This is a genomic window from Bradyrhizobium erythrophlei, assembly GCF_900142985.1.
Lineage (GTDB): Bacteria > Pseudomonadota > Alphaproteobacteria > Rhizobiales > Xanthobacteraceae > Bradyrhizobium > Bradyrhizobium erythrophlei_B.
Map to the genome: position 1 here is coordinate 5,597,660 of NZ_LT670849.1, position 17,556 is coordinate 5,615,215.

A 17,556-nucleotide genomic window follows, 5' to 3' on the forward strand; every position below is an offset into this window, starting at 1 on the left:
GTCGAGTGGATTTGACATTCGCTACCCATCCAGCCGCAGGCTCGTCAAGCGAATGTCAAATCCAAAACTCCACTAGAAACCCATATTTGCTAGTGGTCCTTCGATTCTAACATTCGCAAAGTGGCCGCTGAGAAGGGATGCGAATGCTAGAATCGGACCGCTAGCGCAACCCAGCTAGGCGGCCGACTCAGCCAGTCGCGCTCTTCCTTTTCGCGCTTTCGTGCATTAGTTCATGGGTGAGTGTTTGGACTGAACGGAGACGCACATGGCCATGACGATGCACGGGGAGGTCCAGCTTCCCGCTTCACGCGAGGCGGTCTGGGCCAAGCTGAACGACCCCGAGGTGCTCAAGGCCTGCATCCCCGGTTGCGAGGAATTGGAACGGACCGAGGACAACGGCTTTCGCGCGGCGGCGAAAATGAAGGTCGGCCCGGTGTCGGCGCGCTTCAAGGGCCGCGTGGCGCTGAGCGATCTCGATCCGCCGAACGGCTACAAGATCTCCGGCGAGGGCGAGGGCGGGGTGGCCGGCTTCGCCAAGGGCGGCGCGACGGTGGCGCTGGCCGACAAGGATGGCGGTACGCTCCTGACCTATAATGTCGAGGCGCAGATTGGCGGCAAGCTCGCCCAGCTCGGGCAGCGCCTGGTCAACGGTGCGGCCAAGAAACTGGCGGACGAGTTTTTCGCGAATTTCGCCAAGGCGGTGGAAGGCTGACTTTCGGGTCCCGCCCGAAGAAGGCCGTGTAAAGCCAAGCCATGCGGTCATGAGGTTGCTCATCGCCGCCACGGCCCATATTATGACCCCGAAACACCTGAAATCACTGCGCCGCCGGGCAGCGTCGGCGCGGACATAGAGAGCCCGGAATGGCGAAAATCTCCCTGATCGTGAACGGAAATCCCGTCAACGCGAATGTCGATCCCCGTACCCTGCTCGTGCAGCTCCTGCGCGAGAATCTGCGGTTGACCGGCACCCATGTTGGCTGTGACACCTCGCAATGCGGCGCCTGCGTCGTGCATCTGGACGGCAGGGCGGTCAAGTCCTGCACCACGCTGGCCGTGATGGCCGACGGCCACGAGGTCAGAACCATCGAAGGGTTGGCCGCCGACGGTGGGCCCCTGCATCCGATGCAGGAAGCCTTCCGCGAGCACCACGGCCTGCAATGCGGCTTCTGCACCCCCGGCATGATCATGACCGCGATCGATATCGTTCACCGCAAGGGCCACGATCTCTCCGATCACACGATCCGCGAAGAGCTCGAAGGCAATCTGTGCCGTTGCACCGGCTATCAAAACATCGTGCAGTCGATTGCGGCCGGCGCCAAGGCGATGGCCAAATCCGATCTCGCGTAAACGCATCACGGCGACCTAAGGACCTCAGGGACTTCCGATGTACGAATTCAAATATCATCGTCCGGGCACCGTGCGGCAGGCGGCAAACCTGCTGGTCAAGAATGAGGACGCCAAGGTGATCGCCGGCGGCCACACGCTGTTGCCGGTCATGAAGCAGCGCCTCGCAAGCCCGCCGCATCTGGTCGATCTCTCCCATATCGAGGGTCTCGACGGCATCGAGATGAAGGGCCGCTCGCTCGTCATCGGCGCCACCGCGACCCATTACACGGTCGCGAATTCGGCCGTGGTCGGCGAGGCAATCCCGGCGCTTGCCGAGCTCGCCGGCATGATCGGGGATCCGGCGGTGCGTCATCGCGGCACCATTGGCGGCTCGCTCGCCAACAACGATCCGACCGCCGATTATCCGGCCGCCGTTCTGGCGCTGGGCGCGACTGTCGTCACCAACAAGCGCCGCCTCAAGGCGGAGGAATTCTTTCAAGGGATGTTCTCGACCGCGCTTGAGAGCGACGAGATCATCACCAAGGTGATGTTCCCGCTGCCCAAGAAGGCGGCTTACGTCAAATTCCGCAACCAGGCCTCGCGTTACGCGCTGGTCGGTGTGTTCGTCGCCAGGCGCCCGTCGGATGTACGGGTCGCGGTCACCGGCGCGGGCTCCGATGGCGTATTCCGCCTGACCGCCTTTGAGGAAGCGCTGAAGAAGCGTTTTTCGGCGAAAGCGCTCGACGGTCTGACCGTGCCGCCGGATGGTCTCAACAGCGACCTGCACGGCAGCGCCGAATATCGCGCGCATCTGATTGCGGTGATGGCGCGTCGCGCGGTCGAGGCGGCGACCGCAAAGTCCTGAGATCGTTGATTCTCGCTACAGCAAGGCTGGCTCGTCCATGACCGCATCGGCGTTACCCCAATCCGTCGACGCCATGATGGAGCTGTTGTCCTCGCGCGGCTATATCGCTGAGCGTTCACTCGCGACCGTCGCCTATCTTTCGCTCCGCATGGGGCGGCCGTTGTTTCTCGAAGGTGAGGCCGGTGTCGGCAAGACCGAGATCGCCAAGGTGCTGTCGGCAGGCCTCGGACGCAAGCTGATCCGCCTGCAATGCTATGAGGGCCTCGATGCGGCCTCCGCCGTCTACGAGTGGAACAGTGCCGCGCAGATGATCGCGATTCGTCTGGCGGAAGCTGCCGGCGATACCGATCGCGAGCAGCTCTCGGGCGATATCTTCGCCGAACGTTTTCTGATCAAGCGGCCGCTGTTGCAGGCGCTCGAACCTGAGGTCGCGGGCGCGCCGGTGCTCTTGATCGACGAACTCGACCGCGCCGACGAGGCGTTCGAGGCTTACCTGCTGGAAATCCTGTCGGACTTCCAGATCACGATCCCCGAATTCGGCACGGTGAAGGCGCCGCAGCCGCCGATCGTGATCATCACCTCGAACCGCACCCGCGAAATCCATGACGCGCTGAAGCGGCGCTGTCTTTATCATTGGGTCGATTATCCGTCTGCTGAGCGGGAGCTTGCGATCGTCAAATCTCGCTTGCCCGGCATCTCGGCGAAACTGTCGCAGCAGGTCGTGCGCTTCGTGCAGGCGCTGCGGCATCAGGATTTCTACAAATCGCCCGGCGTTGCCGAGACGCTCGATTGGGCGCATGCGCTCACCGAGCTCGATGCGCGCTCGCTGACGCCGCAAGCAATCGGCGACAGTTTGGGGGCGCTGCTCAAATACCAGGACGACATCGCGCGCCTTCAGGGCGAGACGCTACAAAACGTTTTGAAAGAGGCGACGAGCGAGACCTGATCGCGCGTTGAATGACGAGGTCACCGATGGCCGCCGATCACCAAATCCCCACCGGCCGGACCGCCGATAACATCGTCGGTTTTGCACGCGCCTTGCGGGCGGCGGGCATCCCGGTCGGGCCGGGGGCCGTGATCGACGCCATGAACGCGGTCCAGCTCGTCGATATCGGCAATCGCGCCGACGTGTTCACGACGCTGGAAGCCATCTTCGTCAAGCGCCACGAGCACGCGCTGATTTTTGCGCAAGCCTTCGATCTGTTCTTCCGCGCCGCCGACGAATGGAAGCAGATGCTGGACTCGGTGCCGCTGCCGGACCAGCCGAGGAAGAAGCCGCAAGCAGGCTCACGCCGCGTTCAGGAGGCGTTTTCCCAGACGCAGATGACCGAGACGCCGCGGGCGCAGGCCGAGGAGCTGCGGCTTTCGGTGTCCGACAAGGAAATCCTGCAAAAGAAGGATTTCGCGCAGATGACCGCCGCCGAAATCGCCGAAGTCACGCGCGCCATCGCCAACATGAAGCTGCCGCAGGCGGAGCTGCGCACCCGCCGCTACCGGCCGGACGCGCGCGGGCTCAAGCTCGATATGCGGCGTACCCTGCGCGGATCGCTCCGCACCGGCGGCGATATTATTGACATTCGCAAGCTCGGGCGGATCGAGAAGCCGGCGCCGATCGTGGCGTTGCTCGATATCTCGGGTTCGATGAGCGAATATACCCGCTTGTTCCTGCATTTCCTGCATGCCATTACCGATGCGCGCAAGCGCGTGTCGGTATTTCTGTTCGGCACGCGCCTGACCAATGTGACGCGCGCGCTCCGCGCACGGGACCCCGACGAGGCGCTGGCGAGCTGCTCCTCGGCAGTGGAAGACTGGGCCGGGGGGACGCGGATCGCGACCTCGCTGCATACCTTCAACAAGCTCTGGGGCCGCCGCGTGCTCGGCCAGGGCGCGATCGTGCTGTTGATTTCTGACGGGTTGGAGCGCGAGGCCGATACCCGTCTTGCCTTTGAAATGGACAGGCTGCATCGTTCCTGCCGCCGCCTGATATGGTTAAACCCGCTGCTGCGGTATGGTGGCTTTGAACCCAAGGCGCAGGGCATCAAAATGATGCTGCCGCACGTTGACGAATTCCGCCCGGTGCATAACTTGAAGTCCATCGAAGGGTTGATCGAGGCGCTATCGGCGATGCCACAGCTGCATCACCGCAGCCTGACGCGGTCAGCTGCTTGAACAAGAACAATCGGTGAGGCTCCCATGCTCGATCGTGACGAAGATATTCTGAAAGCCGCTGAAGACTGGCAGAAGGCTGGCCACGGCGTGGCGCTCGCCACCGTCGTCGAGACCTGGGGTTCAGCGCCGCGGCCGGCGGGCTCCAACCTCGTGATCAATGATGACGGCACGTTCTTAGGGTCGGTCTCCGGGGGCTGCGTCGAAGGCGCCGTCGTCACCGAGGCGCTCGACGTGATCGCCAGCGGCGAACCGAAGATGTTGGAGTTTGGCGTCGCCGACGAGACCGCCTGGAATGTCGGACTGTCCTGCGGCGGCACCATTCGCGTGTTCGTCGAGAAAGTCGGTTAGGTAATGAAGCTCGCGACGCTGAAGGAATTGAACACCGAGCGCGCCGCGCGGCGGCCGGTGATCGTCGTGACCGACACATCCAATGGCGAGCAGCGCCTGGTCAAGGCCGCGGACTTTGCCCGCGATCCCTTGGAGGCCGAGTTGTCCAAGCAGTTGCGCATGGGCAAGAGCGCCAATGTCGAGGTCGGCGGCAAGAAGTGGTTTCTCAACGTCTATGCGCCGACCGCGCGCATGGTGATCGTCGGCGCGGTCCATATCAGCCAGGCCTTGGCGCCGCTCGCCCGCTCGCTCGGTTATGATGTCACGGTGGTCGATCCGCGCACGGCGTTCGCGAGCCCGGAACGTTTCCCCGACGTGCCGCTCGTTGCCGAATGGCCCGACGTCGCGTTGCCGCCCTTGAATGTCGATCATTACACGGCATTTGTCGCGGTGACGCACGATCCCAAGATCGACGATCCGGCGCTCCTGCATGCCTTCGCGCGCGACTGCTTTTATATCGGCGCGCTTGGCTCACGAAAGACGCATGCCAAGCGCGGCGAGCGGCTAAAGGCGCTCGGCGCGACCGATGCCGACATCGCCCGCATCCATGCGCCGATCGGGCTTGCGATCGGCGCCGTCTCGCCGTCCGAGATCGCGGTGTCGATCATGGCCGAGATCACCGCGAGCCTGCGGATGCCCAAAGAAAAAAAAGCCGCAGCATGAAATTCGGCCCTGCCAGTCCAGCGGACGCGCTCGGTGGCGTCACCGTTCATACCCTGCGTCAGGGTCCGCTGGTGCTCAAGAAGGGCACTACGATTGGGCCGGCCGAAGTCGCGGCGCTGAACAAGGCGGGCGTGAGGGAGGTCGTCGTCGTACGGCTCGAGGACGGCGACGTCTCCGAGGACGTCGCGGCTGCCAGTATCGCGAAGGCGATTGCCGGCGAGGGCATTCACGTCGAGCGCGCCTTCACCGGCCGCGCCAATCTGTTCGCCGCCAAGGCCGGCGTGCTGGTGGTGGACCGTGCCGCGGTCGATCGCATCAACGGCGTCGACGAAGCGATCACCTTTGCCACCCTCTCTGCCTTCAAGCCGGTGGTCGAAGGTGAAATGATCGCAACCGTGAAATTGATCCCGTTCGGGGTCGAAGCGAAGTTGTGCGATGCCGCGGTCGAGGCCGCCAAAGGCGGCGCGTTGCGGGTTGCGCCTTACGTGATCAAGCGCGTCGGCGTGATTTCGACCCTGCTGCCGGGGCTTTCGCCGAAGGTCGTCGACAAGACGCTGAAGGTAACGGCGGAACGGCTTGCACCGGCAGGCGCAACCATCATGGCCGAGCGCCGTGTGCCGCATGACGAGACGGCGCTGAAGGCCGCCATGAAGGAATTGCTCGGTCTTGGCGCCGAGCTCGTGATCGTATTCGGCGCTTCCGCAATCGCCGATCGCCGGGACGTGATTCCATCCGCGCTTTCCGGCATCGGTGGCGCGATCGAGCATTTCGGCATGCCAGTCGATCCGGGCAATCTCCTGCTGATCGGCAAGGCCGGCAACACGCCGGTGCTCGGCGCGCCCGGCTGCGCGCGCTCGCCGGTCGAAAACGGTTTTGACTGGGTGCTGATGCGTCTGCTTGCGGGCCTCAAGGTGACCCGCGCCGAATTGATGGGGATGGGCGTTGGCGGTCTGTTGATGGAAATTGTGACGCGGCCGCAGCCGCGCGCGAGCCTCGAGGTTGACGACAATCGCGATGTCAGTGCGGTCGTGCTAGCCGCCGGCCGCTCGACCCGCATGGGCGGTCCCAACAAGTTGCTGGCCGAACTCGATGGCCAGAAGCTGGTCCGGATCGTGACCGAACAGGTGCTGGCTTCGAAAGCCAAAAACGTCATCGTGGTCACCGGCCATCAGGCCGATCTGGTCGAGAAGGCGCTCACCGGGCTCGACGTCAAATTCGTCCGCAATCCTGATTTTGCGCACGGCCTTGCAAGTTCGGTGAGAGCCGGCATCTCGGCGGTGCCGAAGCAGGCCGACGGCGCGGTCATTTGTCTCGGCGACATGCCGATGATCTCGGCCGGTCTCATTGACCGCCTGATTGATTCGTTCGCGCCGGATCGCGGCCATTTGATCGCGGTCCCCGTCAGCGACGGCCGCCGCGGCAATCCGGTGCTGTGGTCGCGCCGCTTCTTTAATGAATTGATGACGCTCGACGGCGATGTCGGCGCCCGTCATCTGATTGCGAAGCATAACGAAGCGGTGGCTGAGGTCCCGGTCCAGGGCGACGGCGCGTTTCTCGATATCGATACGCCGCAGGCGCTGGAGGCCGCGCGTAGTGCTTGATGTTCACGCGCCGTCCAACAATTTTTTGATCACTGATTTCCGTTCACCAAGTTGAAACGTCCTCTCTCTTAAGTTTCGGCCCGCTGAGGTTTGGGAGGGGGTCTTGATCGTTTCGACAGCCGTCGCGCGGCGGCGCGCGCTATTCGTTCTCACATTCACGTTGCTCGTCTGCGCCTCCCGCCTGATCACGGAAAGCCGTGCCGCGGGCGCTTTTGCGGTCGGCAAATGCGGCGCCTACGGCCAGGCCTACGATTATCCGGCTGAAGGGGCGGCGCGTGCCGCCGCGCTCAAGCAATGCAATGGCGACTGCAAGGCGATCACCATGAAGCATGCTTGTGCCGCGCTTTCCGTCGACATGGCCAATCCCTGTGGCGCGCATGGCTATGCGGTCAAACCGCACATTTCGGGTTCTCTCAACGAGGCGACCCGCGAATGCTACAAATATGGCGGCAAGGAATGCGTGATCCGCGCCTGGGCCTGTGACGCCAAAGGATAATGCGACCACTGATGATGCGATAGCCGCGCGCGCAAATCCTTGCCCTAATGGTTCGGAGTTTTCGGACGCCCCGCGGATCCGAAATGCCGTTCGTTGGAGTCCTCCATGCAATTCGACACCAAGATCGCGGTCGTGATTCGGACCGATCTCGAACCGTGGCAAAAACTCAACGTTGCCGCGTTTCTGGCCTCCGGCATCGCCGCGGCGTTTCCGGAATGCATCGGCGAACCCTATGCCGATGGCTCCGGCACGCCGTATTTGTCACTGATCGGTCAGCCGATCCTGATCTATGGCGCGGATCGTGCGGCGTTGTCGCGCGCGCTTGAACGATCGCTGGCGCGCAATGTGCGGCCTGCGGTCTATACCGAGGAGATGTTCAAGACTTCGCACGATGCCGCCAACCGTGAGGCGGTGAGGGCGGTCGCGCGGGCCGATCTCAACCTGGTCGGCCTCGCCATGCGCGCGGATCGCAAGCTGATCGACAAGATCGTCGATGGCCTGAAGTTTCACAGCTGACATCCAAGTCTCTCTAATTTTGTAACAAATTCAGTATCTTATAATTTCTTTTTGACACTGACTGACTAGTCAGTCATATTCTTGGGATGCCCCGCTCACCCGCAAAAATGCGACCGCTCAAAAAAGAGACGGTCCCCTCAGGCGCTCCCGCCGGGCGCGCCGAGCGCGCCGCCGACCGGCGGCAGGCGATCATCGAAGCCGCGTTCGAAACCTTCATCGAGCAGGGCTTTGCTGCGACGCGCCTCGACGACGTTGCCAAGCGCGCCGGTGTGGCCAAAGGAACGATCTATCTTCATTTCAAAGACAAGCAGGCGCTGTTTGAGGAACTGGTCCGCAGCGCGATCGTGCCGCTGGCGTCCAGGCTGATGGCGCCGCCGCCCGCAACCGGTTCGATCCGTGCGGTGCTGGAAAACTTCGCCGGCAATTTTGTCCGGGAAGTCACGACGACCCGGCGAGGCGCGCTGGTGCGGCTGGTGATCGCGGAAGGGCCACGCTTTCCCGCGATCGCGGATTTCTACTATCGCGAAGTCGTGTCGCGAGGAATGGCCGGGATGCGCGCGCTGATTGAACTCGGCATTGCCAGAGGTGAGATCCGCGAGTCCGGCCTGAAGGATTTTCCGCAGATCGTGGTGGCGCCGGCGATGGTTGCCGTGATCTGGCAGGGATTGTTTGGACAGTTCGCGCCGCTCGACGCGGTCGCCATGCTTCGTGTCCATCTCGATCTGATTTTTGGTGAACGGAGGGCGGCATGAACGCATCCCGCACCGCACAGCGAACGCTCGCGGCAATTGCGCTGCTAAGCTTGCTCGCCGGATGCAATCCGCCTCGCGATCCCGGCTATCAGGGCTGGGTCGAGGCCGACATGATTTTCGTCAGCCCCGACGAGTCCGGGCGCGTCACCAAACTCAACGTCCGCGAAGGCGACGAGGTCAAGAGCGGAAATCGCCTGTACTCGATCGACGACGATCTCCAGCAGGCGAATCTCAATCAGAACAAGGCAACGCTCGCTAACGCCCAGCAGAGTTACGATCGCGCCTCGTCGCTGAGCAGAACAGGGTCGGGGACGCAGGCCACGCTGGACTCGGCCGTCTCCGCACTGCGCGTCGCCGAAGCCCAGGTTGCGACCTCCGAGACGCGTCTTTCGCGCCGCATCGGCTATGCACCGATCTCTGGCACGGTGCAGCAAATCTATTTTCGCGAGGGCGAGACCGTACCTGCGCAGCGGCCCGTGCTGTCGATCATGCCGCCCGGCAACATGAAGCTTCGCTTCTACGTCTCAGAGGTCGATTTGCCCAAGCTTGCGATCGGGGACGAGGTGCGGGTGACGTGCGACAACTGCTCGGCGGATCTTACGGCCCGAATCTATTTTCTCTCCACGGCGGCGGAATATACCCCGCCGGTCATCTATAGCCTCGATGAGCGCAACAAGCTGGTCTATCTCGTGCAGGCGCGCCCCTCCCGCCCGGACGCTCTCAGGGTTGGGCAGCCGATCAGCGTATCCTTAAGTGCAAAGACGCCGGTGGCGGACAAGCGGTGACCGCGATGACGGCATCTTCCGACATCGCAATCGAGGTTCGCGGACTTTCAAAGTCCTTCGAAGGCCGCGAGGTGGTGCACGACCTCAGCATGCAGGTCAAGCGCGGTTCGATCTACGGATTCCTCGGACCGAACGGCAGCGGCAAGACCACGACCATCCGCATGCTCTGCGGCTTGCTCACGCCAGACGCCGGCGAGGGCACCTGTCTCGGCTATGACATCCGGCACGATGCCGACAAGATCAAGCGCCGTGTCGGTTACATGACGCAGCGATTTTCGCTGTATCAGGACCTGTCGGTGCGGGAAAATCTCGAATTCGTGGGCCGGCTCTTCGGCGTGCCGGATCCGCCGGCTGCCGCGCGCGCGATGATCAAGCGCCTTGGCCTGAGCGGCCGCGAAGAACAGCTCGCAGGCGAATTGTCCGGCGGCTGGAAGCAGCGCCTCGCGCTCGGCGCCTGCACCTTGCCGGGTCCTCAACTCCTGTTGCTGGACGAACCGACCGCCGGCGTCGATCCAAAGGCGCGTCGCGATTTCTGGAACGAGATTCATGCGCTCGCGGCCCAAGGTCTCACGGTTCTGGTCTCCACCCATTACATGGACGAGGCGGAACGTTGCCACGAGATCGCTTACATCGCCTATGGCCACTTGCTGACCCACGGCACGGTTGAGGAAGTCATCGCGAAGTCGGCGTTGTCGACCTACACGGTGACCGGCGAAGGCATTCACGCCGTTCAGGACGAACTCGCAGGCCAGCCCGGGGTCGACATGATCGCGCCATTCGGCACGAGCCTGCACGTGTCGGGACGAGATCGCGCAGCGCTTGATGCCAGCATCGCGCCCTGGCGCGAGCGAAAGGAGTTGCATTGGCAAGCCAGCGAGCCATCGCTGGAGGACGTGTTCATCGAGCTGATGACGCGATCAAAGGATAACTTCCAATGAGTGCGACCGACGCAGCACGAGGTCCGGAAATTCCAGAGCCACGTTTCGGCTTCTGGCGGCGCTGCTACGCGATGACGGTGAAGGAGTTCATTCAGCTCCGGCGCGACCGCGTCTCCTTTGCGATGATCGTGATGCTTCCGGTGATGCAGCTTTTGCTGTTCGGTTACGCCATCAATACCACGCCGCATAATCTGCCGACCGCGGTGCTGTTGCAGGAAGACAGCGATCTCGGCCGCTCGATCCTGAAAGCGCTTGAGAACACCGCTTATTTTCACTTCGTGCGCGAGGTGCACGATGTCACTGAATTCGACGATCTCCTGACCTCCGGCAAGGTCTTGTTCGGCGTGGAAATCCCCCGCGGTTTCGAGCGCGCAGTGCGGCGAGGGGATTATCCGGCGCTACTGGTCGCGGCCGACGCTACCGATCCGGTGGCGGCGAGTTCGGCGCTGTCGTCGCTCGGCGTCCTGGTCCAGACGGCGCTTTCGCATGATCTCTACACTGGCGATCCGCCGACGATGCCGTTCGAGATCAGGGCGCATGCGCGCTATAATCCGGCGGCCTCGTCGCGGCTGAATATTGTTCCGGGCCTGGTCGGTACCATCCTCACCATGACCATGCTGATTTTCACCGCGCTATCGGTGACGCGCGAAGTCGAGCGAGGCACGATGGAAAGCCTGCTGTCGATGCCGATCACCCCGGTCGAGGTGATGCTGGGCAAGATCGTGCCGTATGTGCTGGTCGGATTCCTCCAGGCGTTCCTCATTATCGGCATCGGCGTGTTTCTGTTCGGCGTACCGGTGCGCGGCAGCCTGACCATGCTGGCGTTGCTCTCGACGCTGTTCATCACGACCAATCTTGCCATCGGCTATACTTTCTCGACGATCGCGCAAAACCAGCTCCAGGCCATGCAGATGTCGATCATGTTCTTTCTGCCGAGCATTCTGTTGTCCGGCTTCATGTTTCCGTTTCTGGGCATGCCGGTCTGGGCGCAATATGTCGGAGAAGGCCTGCCGCTCACGCATTATTTGCGAATCGTCCGCGCCATCATGCTGAAGGGTGCGGCACTGCCGAACCTGGAATACGACACCGTCGTGCTGGTTCTGTTGATGCTGCTTGCGATGACGGTCGCGGTGTTGCGTTTCCGCCGCACGCTGGACTGATGCGGAAGCCCTATGTCTGCTGAGCAGAGAGATTTTCGACGCGGACGTCGTCGCGGTCTTCGATAATCTCGGCAATCCATCGCCGATGACAATGGGTGTGGTCGCGCTCATAGCAGAGGATGCAGACCGGGCCTGATTTCGTCACCAGCGCCGAGAGCTCGTCGAGCTCTTCCTTGGCCTGTGCCGTCTTGAGGTGCTTTGCGTAGATCTTCTGCAAGGTGTCGTATTGACCGGACCGGGCGGCGAGACGGCCTTCCTTCGGGGTGCCGAGCCCGCGCAGATGCACATAGGCGATGCCGCGTTCGTCGAGACCGGCTGCCAGCTGGCTCTTTGAAAAACCGGGGCGGCGTGAGGAAGCCACCGCGCGCACGTCGACCAGCAGTTTCACGCCGGCCTGCTCGAGTTCATCGAGCACGGATTTGGCCGGCGTCTGTTCATAACCGATGGTGAAGAGCGTTTTGCGCCGGGCCATCTTGGATCAGCTCACGCGGGCGATCAGTTCCATCGCGCCATGGGGTGCACGTATTTTCCCTTCATGGATCACATAGGCGAAGACGTCGCGCGGCGTCTTCTTGAGCTTCGTGTCGTCAACGCGCGGGAGATCGTCGGGTTCGCCGCCTTCGGCCCACAATTGAAAGCGCTTGGCCCAGGCATCGAGCTGCTTCGGCGGATAACAGGTCTTGATTTCGTCATCGCCCTTTTGCAGGCGCGCATAGACGAAGTCGCTCGCGACGTCGGCAATCGCCGGATATTTGCCGTGTTCGGCAAACACGACAGGTGTCTCGAATTTCCGGATCAGCGCCACGAAAGCCGGCGTGCAAAAACTGTCGTGACGGACTTCGACCACATGCCGCAGGCGCGTCCCCTCCAGTTCGCGCGGCAAAAGCTCGAGGAATTTGCCAAAGTCCGCCTCGTCGAACTTCTTGGTCGGCGCGAACTGCCAGAGCACGGGCCCGAGGCGGTCGCCGAGTTCAAGCACGCCGGAGTCGTAAAAGCGTTTGACGGAGTCGCCGGCCTCGGCCAGTACGCGGCGGTTGGTGGCAAAGCGCGGGCCCTTCAGCGAGAACACAAAGCCGTCCGGCACCTCGCGCGCCCATTTGCGAAAGCTCTCCGGCTTCTGCGAACCATAATAGGTGCCGTTGATCTCGATCGAGGTGAGTTTTGAGGCCGCGTATTGCAGCTCCTTCGCCTGCGTGAGTTTTTCCGGGTAAAACACCCCGCGCCAGGGTTCGAAGGTCCAGCCGCCGATGCCGATGAAGATGCGGCCGGATTTGGCTGAGGATTTGGAGGCGGGGGCTTTGCTCACGACGTTTCCTGCCTTTTTTGCCGTTTCCTAGTGGAGTGGATTTTGACATTCGTTACCCGCCTGGCCGCGAGTCCCTAGGGCGAATGTCGAATCCAAAACTCCACTAGATACCTATATTTGCTAGAGGTCCTTTGATTCTAACATTCGCAAAAGTGCCCACTGCGAAGGGATGCGAATGTTAGAATCGGACCACTAGAAATCGGCCGGGAGCCTATTCAAAGACGTTAACCTTTGCCAGTCGCACCGGCCCCTTGCGGAACGCCGGATCGTACCTATCTAGCTCCTAACGGCGATGTTGATGCTTCCCCCCGAGCTCCATCGCTGCGACGACCACGAAATAGCTGGGCTGCGCCGGATGTACGCGCGCCACCTGTTCGTGGTCGTTGGCATTTTTGGGGATGTTTTGGCGCCTACGGCCGCGTTCCCGACCGTTTCCTTGGCATCCCAGCGGTTGATCGGTTATACGCTGGCGTCATGAACGACGCTTCGCAAATCATGACCGGGAACCCGCCCCAAGCGGCTGGATTACCTCAGCTTTCTGTCGTCATCCCGACCTTCAACGAGCGGGACAATGTAATCACATTGTTCCGGCGGCTGGAACAGACGCTGGCCGGCATTCCTTTTGAAGCGGTTTTTGTCGATGACAATTCGCCCGACGGCACCTGGCAGGTGCTGCGTGCGCTGTCGCGGGAGGATGGCCGAGTACGCTGCATCCGGCGGATCGGACGGCGCGGTCTTTCCGGCGCCTGCATCGAAGGCATTCTCGCATCCAGCGCGCCGTGCGCGGCCGTGATCGATGCCGACTTGCAGCATGACGAAACACAGTTGCCGAAGATGCTCGCGCTGTTGCAAAGCGGTGAGTTCGACCTCGTGGTCGGCAGCCGCTACATCGAAGGCGGCAGCGCCGAAAGCTTCAACAGCCAGCGGGCTGGCGCAAGTGCGCTCGCTACCGAAGTGGCCAAGCGCGCGCTGCGGGTCCAGATCGCCGATCCCATGAGCGGCTTCTTCATGATCCGCCGCGAGCGCTTCGAAGAACTCGCGCCGCAACTGTCGACGCAAGGCTTCAAGATCCTGCTCGACGTGGTGGCAACCGCTCACGGCACGTTGCGTACCAAGGAAATTCCGTATTCGTTCGGCTCGCGGCTGCATGGCGAGAGCAAGCTCGATTCCATGGTGGCGCTGGATTTCCTCGGGCTGGTGCTCGCGAAGCTGACCCACGACGTCGTGTCGCTGCGGTTTCTGCTGTTTGCCATGGTCGGTTCGCTCGGCGTGCTCGTGCATTTCATTGCGCTCTATGCGGGTCTGAAAATTATCCGTTTTCCATTTGCTGAAGCGCAGGCTTTTGGCGCGTTGTGCGCCATGACCAGCAACTTCATCCTCAACAACTTCCTGACCTACCGCGATCAGCGGCTGAAGGGCTTTGCGATTCTGCGCGGCCTGTTGCTGTTCTACGTCGTTTGCAGTGTCGGGCTGCTCGCCAATGTTGGCGTTGCATTTTCCGTCTACAATCAGCAGCCGATCTGGTGGCTGGCAGGTGCAGCCGGCGCGCTGATGGGCGTGGTCTGGAACTACGCGATGTCCGGACTGTTCGTCTGGCGCAAGCGATAACCGGTCGATGAGTCCGACTGACGCTCGGTTAGTCCGTAACACCGCGCTGACCGTCGTCGCGCTGGTGCTGCTGCGGCTGGTCGGCGCGGCCTGGACGCCAATCACCTTCGACGAGGCCTATTACTGGATCTGGGCCAAAAACCTCGCTTTCAGCTATTACGATCATCCGCCGGCAGTCGCCCTTGTCATCCGCCTCGGCATCATGATTGCCGGCGATAACGAACTCGGCATTCGGCTGGTGTCGATCCTGCTCGCGCTGCCGATGAGCTATGCGGTCTATCGCGCGGCCGAGATTCTGTTCGGCGGCACGCGCGTCGCGGTCAACGCGGCCCTTCTTCTCAACGCCACCCTGATGGCCGCGGTCGGCACGCTGATCGTGACGCCGGATTCGCCGCTGCTGGTGGCGTCAAGTTTCGTGCTGTTCTTTCTCGCCAAGGTGCTCGAAAGCGGGCGCGGTGCGTGGTGGCTTGCGGTCGGCGCGGCGGTGGGCCTGGCGTTGTTGTCGAAATACACCGCAATGTTTTTCGGGCCCGCGATCCTGATCTGGCTGATCAGCGTCCCCAAACTTCGGCGCTGGTTCTTGTCGCTTTGGCTTTATCTCGGCGGGCTGGTCGCGCTTGCCATATTTTCTCCTGTCATCATCTGGAACGCGGATCACCACTGGGTTTCCTTCATTAAGCAACTCGGCCGTTCGCAGATCGATCACTTCCGGCTTTCGTTCATCGCCGAACTGATTCCGACCCAGATTGTGTTTGCGACCCCGCTGGTCTTCATCCTCGGTGCGATGGGGCTTTATGGGCTGGTGCGGCGTGAGGGCGGGGCGCTGGCCTCGCGCGTGCTGATCGGCGCGATGTTCTGGGTCATCACGGTCTATTTCCTGTGGCACGCGCTGCACGCCCGCGTCGAGGCGAACTGGTTTGCGCCGGTCTATCCGGCCTTTGCGATTGCGGCGGCGGTGGCGGCCGACCCGGCGCGATGGGAAAAATTTCCGCGGCGTCTTGCGAATTTCTGCCTGCGCTGGGCTGCGCCGGTCGGCGTCGTGATGTTTGCGGCGCTGATGGTGCAGGCCAACACCGGTTGGCTTTCCGGCTATCGCCGCGATGCCACGGTGCGCAGCATTGGCGTCGGCTGGACGGCGCTGGCTGCCGAGATCGAGGCGACGCGCGCACGTGTCGGCACCTCTTGCGTGCTCGCGCCGGACTACGGCACTGCGAGCTGGCTCACCTTTTATCTGCCAAAAGACACCTGCGTGGTGCAGCCGACACAACGCATTCGCTGGGTGAATATGCCCGAACCCGATCCGGCGAAGCTCTCCGGCAAGCTTCTGTGGGTCGACGAAGTGCGGGTGTCGCCTCAGCCTTACGTGACCGACACCTTCGCCAGGATCGAGCGCGTCGGCGAGTTCAGGCGAATGCGCGGGCCGCTGGTGATCGAGACCTACGCCCTTGATCTCGTCGATGGCGCCAAGCGAGCCGTGCTCGACAATTCGCCGCCGCCCGAATTGCAATAGAAAGCCCGCGCGATTACGTGGTCGAATGTGGCAAATTCGTGGACGCGGAATTGCGAAGAACCACGGCCATTTACGGGCTTTTCCGTCGCAAATTCGTACCAATTCGGGACTGCCCAAGAACTGCCGTGCACTTAATCCCCATTTAACTAAAACTTGCCTTAATGCCGTCCCGCGCCTCTGCGAGATGCTGCCAATGAATTCGGCGGATGATCGCACTGGCCGCCGTTCGAAGGTGCCCGCGCCGTGCACCATCTCGAACGGCGGTTTTGGGGGAGATGAGGTGAAACCAGTCCGGATGCAAGGCGAATGAGTACCAGTGTAGTTGCGTGTTACGAATTCGCGGCACCCTCTCTTAAACGACCAGCCCGCAAATTGACCCGGCAAGGTCTGTTCATTGCGACAGCAGTGATCAGCCTGGTGGCCGGGTGCGGCTGGACGGTCTACGCCAATATCTTTGCAGCGAGCCCGTATCCGGAGCTCGGCAGCTCCAATTACGATGCGCCGGTCGCACGCCGGTTTGCCAACATCAGCATTCGACCCGTGGCCCGGACGGAACCGCCGGTCCTCGTCACCGCGCCGGAAACCGTAGCGGCCGAACCGACCCTGTCTTTCCTAGAACGTTTCGCAGCCGCCTCGCCCGAAGGCGTCGCACCGGCGCCGGTGCCTGAAGAGGCAACCAGGATCGCGGTCGCGCCGAAGCCCGAGCCGCTCAAGCTTGCCGAAGCGCCCAAGATCAAGATGGAGCCCGCCAAGAGCTCCGACAAGAGCGCTGAGAAAAAGGACGCGAAGGTTCAGCTCGCCTCTGCTTCGCCGACGGCGCAAGCCGATGAGGCGCCGAAGAGCGGTTCGAAATTCCACGACATGGCGCAACGTGCCAAGAACGCAATCCTTTCGCTCACGTCAGGTGATCGGCAATCGATGACCGAGAAGCTGTGGGGCAAGGAAGGTTCGCGCAATCCGGTCCTGGCCTATGCTTCCGCCGACGCCGGCAGCGTGACCGGCAGCATTACGCCGCGCGAACAGAATCCGATGCTTGGCGGTTCGCCGCCCTACGATCGCGATACCGCCGTCTACGACATCACCGCGCACATGGTGTATCTGCCCGACGGCACCAAGCTCGAGGCGCATTCCGGCCTCGGCTCCAGCCTTGACGATCCGCATTCCTCGCGCATCCGCATGCGCGGCGTGACGCCGCCGCACATCTATACGCTCAAGCCCCGCGAAGCGCTGTTCCACGGTGTAGCGGCGCTGCGGCTGACGCCGGTCGGCGGCGAGGAGGCGATCTACGGCCGTGAAGGTCTGCTGGCGCACACTTACATGCTCGGACCGAACGGCGATTCCAACGGCTGCGTGTCCTTCCGCGACTACAACGCCTTCCTGAACGCCTATCGCAACCAGGGTATCCGCAAGCTCGCAGTTCTCGCGCGGGTGGAGTGAGCGGGCGCGGCGGGCCTGAAGTCTCTTTCGGCCCGCG

At 62.3% G+C, this 17,556-nt stretch carries 19 protein-coding genes; 17 read left to right on the forward strand and 2 right to left on the reverse strand.

Annotated elements, in window-relative coordinates; genetic code table 11:
• Positions 1–265 precede the first annotated feature (265 nt).
• The 14 genes from BUA38_RS26635 to BUA38_RS26700 all read left to right on the forward strand — a co-directional run bounded on the left by BUA38_RS26635 (position 266) and on the right by BUA38_RS26700 (position 11,658).
• On the forward strand, positions 266–712 hold the full coding sequence (locus BUA38_RS26635; protein WP_072822631.1) for a CoxG family protein: 447 nt from the start codon (positions 266–268) through the stop codon (positions 710–712).
• Positions 713–861: 149 nt separating this feature from the next.
• Entirely contained in the window at positions 862–1,347 is a 486-nt protein-coding gene (locus tag BUA38_RS26640; protein WP_072822633.1) for a (2Fe-2S)-binding protein, read from the forward strand.
• A 37-nt stretch (positions 1,348–1,384) separates the two neighbouring features.
• Positions 1,385–2,191, forward strand: coding sequence for an FAD binding domain-containing protein (locus BUA38_RS26645; RefSeq protein WP_072822635.1), 807 nt, complete (start codon positions 1,385–1,387; stop codon positions 2,189–2,191).
• 37 nt (positions 2,192–2,228) lie between these two features.
• Positions 2,229–3,137, forward strand: coding sequence for an AAA family ATPase (locus BUA38_RS26650; RefSeq protein WP_072822637.1), 909 nt, complete (start codon positions 2,229–2,231; stop codon positions 3,135–3,137).
• A 26-nt stretch (positions 3,138–3,163) separates the two neighbouring features.
• Positions 3,164–4,360, forward strand: a complete 1,197-nt coding sequence (locus tag BUA38_RS26655) for a vWA domain-containing protein (protein WP_072822639.1) — start codon at positions 3,164–3,166, stop codon at positions 4,358–4,360.
• 24 nt (positions 4,361–4,384) lie between these two features.
• A complete protein-coding gene (locus BUA38_RS26660) occupies positions 4,385–4,708 on the forward strand; it encodes an XdhC family protein (RefSeq protein ID WP_072822641.1) in 324 nt (107 codons plus the stop codon).
• Positions 4,709–4,711: 3 nt separating this feature from the next.
• Positions 4,712–5,410, forward strand: a complete 699-nt coding sequence (locus BUA38_RS26665) for an XdhC family protein (protein WP_072822643.1) — start codon at positions 4,712–4,714, stop codon at positions 5,408–5,410.
• Entirely contained in the window at positions 5,407–7,011 is a 1,605-nt protein-coding gene (locus tag BUA38_RS26670) for an NTP transferase domain-containing protein (RefSeq protein WP_072822645.1), read from the forward strand. Before BUA38_RS26665 ends, BUA38_RS26670 begins: the two co-directional genes overlap by 4 nt.
• A 106-nt stretch (positions 7,012–7,117) precedes the next feature.
• Complete coding sequence (locus BUA38_RS26675; RefSeq protein WP_072826457.1) at positions 7,118–7,507, forward strand: DUF4189 domain-containing protein; 390 nt, start codon at positions 7,118–7,120, stop codon at positions 7,505–7,507.
• A gap of 105 nt (positions 7,508–7,612) precedes the next feature.
• A complete protein-coding gene (locus BUA38_RS26680; RefSeq protein WP_072822646.1) occupies positions 7,613–8,023 on the forward strand; it encodes a DUF2000 family protein in 411 nt (136 codons plus the stop codon).
• A gap of 107 nt (positions 8,024–8,130) precedes the next feature.
• On the forward strand, positions 8,131–8,775 hold the full coding sequence (locus tag BUA38_RS26685) for a TetR/AcrR family transcriptional regulator (RefSeq protein ID WP_072822648.1): 645 nt from the start codon (positions 8,131–8,133) through the stop codon (positions 8,773–8,775).
• Positions 8,772–9,560, forward strand: a complete 789-nt coding sequence (locus BUA38_RS26690; protein WP_072822649.1) for an HlyD family secretion protein — start codon at positions 8,772–8,774, stop codon at positions 9,558–9,560. Before BUA38_RS26685 ends, BUA38_RS26690 begins: the two co-directional genes overlap by 4 nt.
• A 5-nt stretch (positions 9,561–9,565) precedes the next feature.
• Positions 9,566–10,498, forward strand: coding sequence for an ABC transporter ATP-binding protein (locus BUA38_RS26695; protein ID WP_072826458.1), 933 nt, complete (start codon positions 9,566–9,568; stop codon positions 10,496–10,498).
• Complete coding sequence (locus BUA38_RS26700; RefSeq protein WP_072822651.1) at positions 10,495–11,658, forward strand: ABC transporter permease; 1,164 nt, start codon at positions 10,495–10,497, stop codon at positions 11,656–11,658. Before BUA38_RS26695 ends, BUA38_RS26700 begins: the two co-directional genes overlap by 4 nt.
• A gap of 10 nt (positions 11,659–11,668) precedes the next feature.
• Here the strand turns inward: BUA38_RS26700 and BUA38_RS26705 are convergent, their stop codons facing one another.
• Positions 11,669–12,130 (reverse strand): DUF488 family protein, encoded by a 462-nt coding sequence (locus tag BUA38_RS26705; RefSeq protein ID WP_072822653.1) that lies wholly within the window; start codon positions 12,128–12,130, stop codon positions 11,669–11,671.
• 6 nt (positions 12,131–12,136) lie between these two features.
• Positions 12,137–12,964: a DUF72 domain-containing protein gene (locus tag BUA38_RS26710; RefSeq protein WP_072822655.1), complete on the reverse strand. Its 828-nt coding sequence runs from the start codon at positions 12,962–12,964 to the stop codon at positions 12,137–12,139.
• 474 nt (positions 12,965–13,438) lie between these two features.
• Here BUA38_RS26710 and BUA38_RS26720 point away from each other — a divergent pair, with 474 nt between their 5' ends.
• The 3 genes from BUA38_RS26720 to BUA38_RS26730 all read left to right on the forward strand — a co-directional run bounded on the left by BUA38_RS26720 (position 13,439) and on the right by BUA38_RS26730 (position 17,519).
• Positions 13,439–14,572 carry a glycosyltransferase gene (locus tag BUA38_RS26720; RefSeq protein ID WP_072822658.1) on the forward strand — a complete coding sequence of 378 codons (1,134 nt, stop codon included), beginning with the start codon at positions 13,439–13,441 and terminating at the stop codon, positions 14,570–14,572.
• 7 nt (positions 14,573–14,579) lie between these two features.
• Entirely contained in the window at positions 14,580–16,082 is a 1,503-nt protein-coding gene (locus BUA38_RS26725; protein ID WP_072822660.1) for a glycosyltransferase family 39 protein, read from the forward strand.
• Positions 16,083–16,388: 306 nt separating this feature from the next.
• The gene (locus BUA38_RS26730) at positions 16,389–17,519 is read left to right on the forward strand and encodes a DUF2778 domain-containing protein (protein WP_083587780.1); all 1,131 of its coding nucleotides are present in this window, start codon (positions 16,389–16,391) and stop codon (positions 17,517–17,519) included.
• Positions 17,520–17,556: the final 37 nt, after the last annotated feature.